The 1,604-nt window shown below is 68.8% G+C and carries 2 protein-coding genes and 1 pseudogene; all 3 read right to left on the reverse strand.

Annotated elements, in window-relative coordinates:
* Positions 1–335 (reverse strand): alcohol dehydrogenase catalytic domain-containing protein (locus tag VR44_RS31070; RefSeq protein WP_211275155.1); only part of this gene is annotated, 335 nt, incomplete at its 3' end.
* A 696-nt stretch (positions 336–1,031) separates the two neighbouring features.
* Entirely contained in the window at positions 1,032–1,445 is a 414-nt protein-coding gene (locus tag VR44_RS47770; RefSeq protein ID WP_052713920.1) for a transposase, read from the reverse strand.
* A pseudogene (locus VR44_RS47775) lies at positions 1,403–1,604 on the reverse strand (hypothetical protein); the annotation flags it as partial. The gene VR44_RS47770 and the pseudogene VR44_RS47775, both read right to left, overlap by 43 nt.

The following is a 1,604-nucleotide window of genomic DNA, read 5'->3' on the forward strand; positions in this document are numbered from 1 at the left end:
CTCTCCAGCGCGACCAGGTCACCGGGGCCGACCCGGGTAACCAGGGCCCCTGTGCGCACGACCTCGCCGGCAGCCTCGTGGCCGAGCACCACGGGCAGACTGATCGGGCCACCGAATGTTGAGGTGCCGTCCGGGCGGAAGCGGCAGGCGTCGGTGTCGGTGCCGCAGATCCCGCACAAGGCGACACGGACCAGCACCTCGGTCGGCCCGGGCACAGGGACGGGCATCCTGACCAGGTCAAGCTGGCCAAAGCCGGAACCGTCGTACGTAGCGGACAGCCGCAGGGCCCTCATCTCGGCCGCCACGGTCTCATCGCGGCGGGCGAACTCCGTCAACGACGTACTCGTCATGGAGCGTCACCCGGCCTTCTCGGTGCGCATGGCTCCGATAGCTCCGGTTCGACTCGGATCCGAAGGTATGTCCCTTCCCGGCTCAACCTGCCCCCCAACGAACGACGTATCCACTGCCAGGATGTCCGGCCGCTCCGGCCGCGATTCGCGGGTGTCCGTCCTGACCGGGCCCACCTCACGCTGGGGAAGTCAGGCCGCAGCGCAGGAGTTGGCCCGGCTTCCACCGGTCCCGTGAACAGCGGCACCGAGATGTCTCCCGGCAACCCACGGCGAACCACCCACAGCTCGATGCTCCTGCACAGTGATCCACAACCACAGCCGAATCGGCCCTCTTCACCCTCTGGGCAGCCAACAACCTTCGTTCGGGTGACAGAGAACACGAGCGGGCAGTCCCTGCTCGTACGCGCCCGATCCCCGGGCACATCGGCCACGGCGCGAGAGCACGTTCCGCGGCGGCGTCGCCCCCTCAACCGACGACTCAGCCACCGGTGTCAGCCGGAACGCGACGATCGAGTGCGGGGAGGCGTCCAGTGTGATTGCCAGGAGAACCGTGATCGGTTGCCGAAGACATCGTCGAGAAGGTCCACTCCTCGTCGGGAGTCGGTCTCAGGGTGCAGCCACGCACGCCGGACGCTGCGCCGGCTTCGGTCCGCCGACCTGGTGGCCGCGGCCGCGGCTCGGCTACGGCCGATCGGACAGGGGACGCCATAGGCGGCACCTCGGGCGCCGACGCTGTATCTTTCCGGAGGAGGCTTCGACTGGGCTGACGCCGCAGAGGGCCGCGAAGGAGGCCTCGCTGCGGCGTCGTTCCGGGTTGTCGCCCGCTGCGATCAGAAGTGTCGCGGCAGTGTCAGGGCCGACGCCGTAGCACGCCAGGAGCTGCGGATTGTGCTGTGTGATGACGCTTGTGATCCGTGTGGTGAGATCGTCGATAGCCTCGATGAGGTGTTGAATCCGCCGGGCCAGGAGCCTCAGCGTGTGGGCGGCGGCGCCGGCCGCTCCGACGGCCGAGCTGTCGAGGCTGGCGCAGGCGCGTATCAGTTTGGGGTTGCTCAGGCCGGCCAGTGACTCGCGGAGCTCGGGGTCGGTCGCCACGAGAACGGCCTTGGGTTGATCGCCTGTTCCCGGGACTTGGTTTCGAAGGCCTTGGCCATCTTGAACAGCCTGAGCATCTCCACGGGTCCGTCGCCGGCCTTCGCGGTCGCGGTGGCTCTGCCGGTGATCACTGCGCGGGCCGCGGCCTCGGCGCCGATG

Origin of the sequence: Streptomyces katrae (assembly GCF_000966975.1) — a bacterium.
Lineage (GTDB): Bacteria > Actinomycetota > Actinomycetes > Streptomycetales > Streptomycetaceae > Streptomyces > Streptomyces katrae.